This is a genomic window from Pseudolysinimonas sp., assembly GCF_031389465.1.
GTDB lineage: Bacteria > Actinomycetota > Actinomycetes > Actinomycetales > Microbacteriaceae > Pseudolysinimonas_A.
In genome coordinates this window covers 1-7,134 of record NZ_JANMSQ010000003.1, presented here as the reverse complement: position 1 = coordinate 7,134, position 7,134 = coordinate 1, and the positions used below count along the sequence as shown (strand labels likewise).

Here is a 7,134-nt window from a genome sequence, read left to right as displayed (position 1 = left end):
CAACGCTCAACTCGGGACTCATACCGGCTCCACCTCACGCTCGAGCACCCGCTTCGCCCGTCGCTCCTCCCAGCGCGGCAACCGCTCACCGGCGAGTGCCCACGACCCGGCCGCGAGCAGCAGGAAGAAGGTGAGGAGGGTCTGGATGAACGAGAACCCGTCGAAGAAGAACAGCGCCACCACGTAGCCCGCGATGGCCACCGCAACCGCCGCCGCGAGGTCACGGCGCTCGTCGGGCGCGACCCCGCCGATCCGCTCGGCCGGCCAGCGCGAGAACAGGGCGAGCCTCACCGCGGGCACGAGCAGCAGCAGCAGCATCCCGAGCAGGCCGAGCGCCCCCGACTCGAGCAGCGTCGAGAGGTACTGGTTGTCGAGGATGAAGGCGTTCGCGCCCTCGCCCATCGTCACCCGGCTGCCCAACCCGCTGCCGGTGAACGGCCGCGCCGCGGCCTCGTCGAGGCTCGGGCCGAGGTCGGCGAGACGCCCGGAGCCGGTCCAGCCGGGCGAGGTCATCTGCGATTCGATGAGCGCCTGCGGGTCGAGCAGCTCGTTGATCATCCCGAGCACGTTGCGGGCCGAGACCAAGAGCGCGGCGCAGACCGCGACGGCGCCGTAGAGCACCACCTTCGGCAGCAGCCCGGGTCGCAGCAGCACCGCGACGACGAGCATCACGGCGAGCGAGACGAATGCCGTGCGCGACACCGCCGACACCATCCCGAGGCCGATGAGCATCGTGCAGCCCATCCAGAGAAACTCCCGCGACACCGGGTTCCGCGGCCAGTTCGCGTGCCGGGCGAGGTAGATCCCGAGGGGAATCAGCATGCACAGAAACACCGCGAGGGCGATCGGATGTTGCGCTGACGCGAATGCGCGGGCGGTGCCCTCCTTGACGAACAGCGACTCCTCTTCGGAGAGCCGTTGCAGCGGCAGCGCGGAGAAGAACTCGATGAACAGGTTCTGTCGGGTGACGCGCTCGACGCTGGCTAGCGCGCCGACGATCGCCCCGCAGACGACCGTCGCCATGATCGTGAACCGCACGATCGCGCGGGAGCGGAAGATCTGTCGCGCGACGACGAAGACGGCGCAGATCACCAGAAGGCTGAACAGGCTGATGACGGCGTTCGGGGCGAGCCCGAGGTCGACGAGTCCGGGCACGTTGACGGCGATGGAGACGAGTTGGGTGGCGAAGAAGAACGCGACGGGCCCGCCGAACTCGAGTCGGCGCCAGCGGAACGCGGGATCGAGCAACAGGGCGCCGATGACGATCGCCAGCAGCAGCACGATGACGATGCGGTAAGGCTCGGCGGCGAATGGCAGGCTCACCGGCAGCGTGTAGCGACGCGCCGGCACGAGGCAGATCACCACCACGAGCGCGATCACGGCGCCCGGCCAGCTGAAGACGGCGGCGCGGAACAGGTAGAGGCAGGCGACGAGCCCGACGAGGGCGCCGACGGTCAACGGGTCGGCGAAGAAGATCCCCGCGCCGACGGCGATCAGCAGCAGCGCCGTGCCTGCGATCGCCCGCACGCGCTGTTCGCCGACCAGGTCGTCGGCCTCGGTTCGCGTGCTCACCGGCGCGCCGGCTGACCCGTCCAATCGACCCCGGCGATCGGATCCGGCTGGCGCGGGTGCTGGGTCTGGGCATGTTGCGTCTGGTGCGCCGGGCGGTAGGCGACCTGACCCGGCTCGCCCGCCGGGTGCAGCACCGGCACCGGGCCGGTGGGAACCGTCGACGCGGCGATCGGCGACGGAATCGGCTCACGTGCCGGCGATACGGTCGCGGCTTCACGTCGTCCGGCCTGTGCGTTGTCGACCGCGAAAATCAGCGCGAGGAACCCGAGCAAGACCCCGATGCCGACGGCGACCACCGGCAGTGCGGGGTTGGTGCCGTCGATGGCTTGGGCCGGACGCTCGTCGATCACGGGCAACTGCACGCGCGCTTCGGGAGCGACCCCGGCGGCATCCTGTTGCGCTGTCGCGAAGTCCTGGAAGATCGTGGCCGCCGCACGCGAGATCTCTTCTGCGCGCGCCGGGTCGGTCGACGTGCCCATGATGTCGAGGATCGGCAGTCGGTAGGTGCCGGTGTTCGTTTCGGCCGTGGGCTGCGTCGTGCGCTGCGCGGCGGAGAGCGACTCGCTGGGGCCGAAGTCGCCCACCTGCTCCTCGACCTGAGCCTGCAACTCGTCGCTCGAGGCGAGGTACGCGTAGACCACGGTGAGGGAGGCGAGGTCGCGAGCCGTCGCCTCCGTCGTGCCGTCCGGCACGGCCTGGGTCGCGTTGCGCGATGAGAAGACCGACACGGGGTCGCTGACCAGGATGTTGGTCGAGGCCCGGTACTCGATCTGCGAGCGCGGTTCGAGCGTGCCGGACTCCCAGAGCGAGCCCGTTTCCAGCTTGAAAGCGGTGAACAGGGCCGCGGCGATGGCCACGATGACCCCGAAGAACATGAGCAGCTTGTGCCGCCCCATGACGCGGAACACGTTGGTGAGATTCATTGTGATACCCCCGGTTGAACTGTCGATTCGAGTGCTGCCGCACTCCTGGTTTCAGCGAATCGGCGTCCTTGCCGGCAGGCCCACGTCACCCAGACGGGGGCCATCCCCGCCTTCACCGTAGGCAGGCGGCGGGGTGTGCTGTCAACTGGGAACTTGCTGGACATCCACCGACCGGGGGGTGCGCTAGACCCCCCGAACAGGTGACGCTAGAGCCGACGGCCGCACGAGCGGCATGGGGTGATGGGGGTCCTTCATGGCGTCGCTCGTAAGAGCAGTGCGCTCAGTTCTCGATCCGAGGACGTGGCTGCAACAGGCGCGCCTGGCGCATTTCGCCGGGTACAGCCATACCCGGCAACGGGCGCGACTGCAGCGTGGACCGGGGGTCACCTTCGCCCCCAACGTCTCGTTCCGCAACGCCGAACGCATCGAGATCGGGGCGGGAACGCACATCGGCGAGCATTCGGTGATCTGGGCGGGCGATTCGACCGGCCGAATCACGTTCGGAGAGAAGTGCCTGCTCGCCCCCGGTGTTGTCGTGACCGCATCCAATTACGGGATCGTGCGCGGCACTCCCGTGATGGACCAGCCCAAGATCGAGCGCGACATCGTGATCGGCGACGGCGTGTGGCTCGGCGCCAACGTCGTCGTGACGGCGGGAGTGACGATCGGGGCGGGAGCCGTCGTCGGCGCGGGAGCCGTCGTCACCCGAGACCTGCCGCCCGACTGCATCGCCGGCGGCATCCCCGCGAAAGTCATCGGGATGCGACCCGAACCCGAGGAGACCAGACGATGAACGCCGAAGTGGCCGTGTTGATCGTCAGCTACAACACCCGGGATCGCACGCTGGCCTGCGTGCGCTCGGTGCTCGCGCATCCGCCCGCCGCCGCCACCGAGATCGTCGTCGTCGACAACGATTCGGCCGACGGGTCGGCGGATGCCCTGGACCTGGAGTTCCCGAGCGTGACCGTGCTGCGTTCCGGCGGCAACCTCGGTTTCGCCCGAGCCGTGAACCTCGGCGCGCGGGTGACCGCGGCCGAGTACCTCCTGCTGCTCAACCCCGACACGTTGGTGCCGTCAGGATCTCTCGCCGCGCTGCTCGGATTCGCGCGCGCCCACCCCGAACACGGCGTCTACGGCGGGCGCACCTTCCGCGAAGACGGCGAGCTCGACCCCTCGTCGTGTTGGGGAGCTCCGACCCTGTGGTCACTCTCCTGTTTCGCCCTCGGGCTCTCGACGGCATTCGCCGGGTCGGCCGTCTTCGACCCCGAGTCGCTCGGTCGCTGGCAGCGCGACACGGTGCGCGAGGTGCCCATCGTGACGGGATGCCTGCTGCTCGTGACCCGCGCCGACTTCGAGCGAATCGGCGGGATGGACGAGCGCTTCTTCCTCTACGGCGAAGACGCGGAGTTCTCGCTGCGCGCCGCCCGTGCCGGAATGCGCCCGGTGATCGTGCCCGAGGCGTCGATCGTGCACGCCGTCGGGGCCTCGACCGGGGCGCGCGGCCGCAAGATGACGATGGTGCTCGCCGGCAAGGTCACGCTGCTGCGTTCGGCCTGGTCGCCCCAGAGGGCGCGCATCGGGGTCGGGATGCTCGGGGCGGGCGTGCTGCTGCGCGCCGGCCTGGAGACGCTCACCCGACGGCGCGACCGGATGTGGGCACACGCCTGGCGCCACCGCAACGCGTGGCTGCCCGGCTACCCGGAAGCCCGCGAACTCATCTTCGGGAAGGAGGCCACGCATGCGTGACGTGCTCTTCACCTTCACCTTCGAGACCTGGTCGGATGCCGTCGCCCGCGGCATGGCGCGCCCGCCCGACCGGCTCGCCCTCACGCTGCTCGAACATCCGGAGGTGCGCCGCCTCATCGTCGCCGACCCGCCGCGCAACGGCGCCCGCCGACTCGTCAAGCGCCTTCTCGGCCGTCAGGACGCGCCGTTCCCGACCGCGCCCGGCCGATCCCACGTCGCTCCGGTCACCTGGGGCGGGATCGATCCGGTTTCGATCTCCGCCCAAGAACGCCAGGGCCGTGCCTACGACGCCGCCCTCGCCGCCGCGGCACGCCAGCAGGGAATGACCGATGTCTCGGTCATCACGGCGAGCCCGTTCGCCGCGGGCTACAGCTCCTTCGACTGGGCGGCCGGCACGACGTACTACGCCCGCGACGACTGGACCCAGCTGCCCGCCCGCCGCCCGTGGTGGCCGGCCCTCCAGGAGTCGTACGCTCGCCTCCGGCAGACCGGTCGCCCGGTCGTCGCGGTCTCGCGGGCGATCCTCGACCGCATCGAACCGACGGGTGAGGCTGTCGTCGTGCCCAACGGGGTCGAACCCACCGAGTGGGTCGGCCCGAAGCCGGCCGATCCCCCGTGGCTCGCCGACATCCCGCATCCGCGCGCCCTGTATGTCGGCACACTCGATTCGCGCCTCGACGTGCCGGGGCTGCTCGAGCTCGCCCTTCGGCGCCCCGACCTGCACGTCGTGCTGCTCGGCGTGGTCGGCGATGCCGAGGCGGTCGCGCCGTTGCACGGGGTTCCGAACATCCACGTGCTGCCACCGACGAACCGGGCCGGCCTCGTGGCCGCCGTGCGCAACTCCGACGTGTGCCTCGTTTCGCACGCCCGCACCGCGCTGACCGAGGCGATGAGCCCGCTCAAGATCTACGAGTACCTCGCCGGCGGCGCCCCGGTGCTCTCTATCGACCTCGCGCCGGTGCGCGACATCGACCCGCGGGTGCTGCTTACCGACACGACGGCGCAGTTCGCCGACCGGCTCGACGAAGCTCTCGCCCTCGGCCCGGCCGACGAGCAGGAGCGCCTCGACTTCGTCGCCGCGAACTCGTGGCGCAGCCGGCACGAGCGCATTCTCGACGTGGCGTTCCGCGCGGGAAAGGTGGTGGCATCCCCATGATCGTCGCCGCCGCTCCCGCGTACTCCACTCGCCACGCGAACCCGTACAACGCCCTGCTCGCCGACGCCCTCGTCAGGGCCGGTGTCGAGGTGCGGGAGTTCGCGGTTCGCGACCTCGTGGGCTCTCGGCCTGACATCGTGCACCTGCACTGGCCCGAGCTGGTGTTTCTCAGCACGCATCGGCCGTGGCAAGCCTGGGGTCGCATTGCGGCGTTCGCCCGGCTCATCCGACGGGCCCGGCGCCAGGGCACCCGGCTCGTCTGGACCGTACACAACGACGGTGCCCATGAACAGCGTTCGGCACCCTGGGTGCGCGCGGCCCTCGACCGGATGCTGCGCCGCGACGTCGACGCCGTGTTCAGTCTGAGCGCGGCGGGCGACCAGGCAGCCCGCTCCCGACTGGGCGACGATGTGCCGGTGTTCCGCACCCGCCACGGCGACTACCAGGGCGCCTATCCCTTCCGCGCCGACCGGGGCTCCGCCCGCGCCGAGCTCGGGCTGGAATCCGACGCCCGCCTCGTCGTCGCCGTCGGCCAGGTGCGGCCCTACAAGAATCTCGACCGCCTCGCCGAGATCGCCCACCGCTCGCGCGATACGCGGCTGCGGCTGGCGATCGCGGGAGCCCCCGACGGTGACGCGACCACCGACGCCGTCGAGCGCGCTGCGGCTGGCGACCCCCGCATCCGTCTCGACCTCGCCCACCTCGACGACGACCGTCTCGCGGCCTGGCTCGCCGCCGCCGACCTCGTCGCGCTGCCCTATCGGCGCATTCTGAACTCGGGAGCGGCGCTGCTCGCTCTCTCGGCCCAGCGCCCCGTGCTGGTGCCCGCGATCGGGGCGATGCCCGAACTCGCCGCCGACCTCGGGCCGGCGTGGGTGCGCACCTACCACGGCGCCCTCGACGAGCACGTTCTCGAGGATGCGGTCGACTGGGCAACCGAGCCCCGGCCGGTTCCGCCGAAACTCGACGCGTACCGCTGGGCGCGGATCGCCGATGAGACCCTCGCGGGCTACCGGCTGACCCTGGCGCGGCCGCCCAGGTGAGCGTTCGCTGGGAACGCTTGCGCTCGCACCCCGGGGCGGGGTGGGATGGAGATGGCCCCCGAATGGGGGTAGCCCGCCATCGTCGTCGGCGCTCATCTCGGGGGAGGGGACGAAGTTGACGACGATGCTCGTGGCAACCAGTGGGGGGCACCTCACGCAGCTGAATCTGCTGCGGCCGAGGATCGTTCCGCGCGATGACGTGCTCTGGGTGACCGACGCGACCGCGCAGAGCGAGTCGATGCTCGCCGGTCAGCGGGTCGTCGACCTGCCCAACCGTGCGCCGCGGGCCTACCTCGGCATCCTGCGCGACTACGTGCGCCTGTGCGGAGTGTTCCGCCGCGAGTCGATCGACCACGTGTACAGCACGGGCGCGCAGATGGCGCTGTCGGCGATGCTCGCCGCGAAGACCTTCGGCGTGCCCTTCTCGTACATCGAGAGCGGAACGCGGGTGAGGGAGCTCTCGGCGACCGGGCGGGTGCTCGCCCGCGTGCCCGGCATCCAGCGCTACGTGCAGTACCCGTTCGCCGCCGACGACCGCTGGCAGTACGCACTGTCGGTGTTCGAGGGGTTCGAGGCAGTCGAGGCTTCGCCAGGGGCCGGAACGCCTCGGGTCGTCGTGACCGTCGGCGGCAACGCCCACTACGGCTTCGAGCGGCTGGTGCGCAGCCTCTTTGCGATCATCCCGTCCGACTGG

General features: G+C 70.7%; 7 protein-coding genes. 5 read left to right on the top strand and 2 right to left on the bottom strand.

Annotated features, from left to right (window positions below; translation table 11 throughout):
• Positions 1-18: 18 nt before the first annotated feature.
• The gene (locus RMO30_RS00045; protein WP_309707832.1) at positions 19-1,572 is read right to left on the bottom strand and encodes an O-antigen ligase family protein; all 1,554 of its coding nucleotides are present in this window, start codon (positions 1,570-1,572) and stop codon (positions 19-21) included.
• Positions 1,569-2,495 carry a hypothetical protein gene (locus RMO30_RS00040; protein WP_309707830.1) on the bottom strand — a complete coding sequence of 309 codons (927 nt, stop codon included), beginning with the start codon at positions 2,493-2,495 and terminating at the stop codon, positions 1,569-1,571. The genes RMO30_RS00045 and RMO30_RS00040 overlap by 4 nt, the downstream gene beginning before the upstream one ends.
• A 274-nt stretch (positions 2,496-2,769) precedes the next feature.
• On the opposite strand from RMO30_RS00040, the gene RMO30_RS00035 reads away from it, so the two are divergent.
• From RMO30_RS00035 to RMO30_RS00015, 5 genes are all read left to right on the top strand, one after another.
• Positions 2,770-3,288 (top strand): acyltransferase, encoded by a 519-nt coding sequence (locus tag RMO30_RS00035; protein ID WP_309707829.1) that lies wholly within the window; start codon positions 2,770-2,772, stop codon positions 3,286-3,288.
• Positions 3,285-4,241 (top strand): glycosyltransferase family 2 protein, encoded by a 957-nt coding sequence (locus RMO30_RS00030; protein WP_309707828.1) that lies wholly within the window; start codon positions 3,285-3,287, stop codon positions 4,239-4,241. The genes RMO30_RS00035 and RMO30_RS00030 overlap by 4 nt, the downstream gene beginning before the upstream one ends.
• The gene (locus RMO30_RS00025; protein ID WP_309707827.1) at positions 4,234-5,397 is read left to right on the top strand and encodes a hypothetical protein; all 1,164 of its coding nucleotides are present in this window, start codon (positions 4,234-4,236) and stop codon (positions 5,395-5,397) included. The genes RMO30_RS00030 and RMO30_RS00025 overlap by 8 nt, the downstream gene beginning before the upstream one ends.
• Positions 5,394-6,440 (top strand): glycosyltransferase, encoded by a 1,047-nt coding sequence (locus tag RMO30_RS00020; protein ID WP_309707826.1) that lies wholly within the window; start codon positions 5,394-5,396, stop codon positions 6,438-6,440. Before RMO30_RS00025 ends, RMO30_RS00020 begins: the two co-directional genes overlap by 4 nt.
• Positions 6,441-6,555: 115 nt before the next feature.
• A partial coding sequence (locus RMO30_RS00015) for a hypothetical protein (protein ID WP_309707825.1) occupies positions 6,556-7,134 on the top strand: 579 nt, incomplete at its 3' end.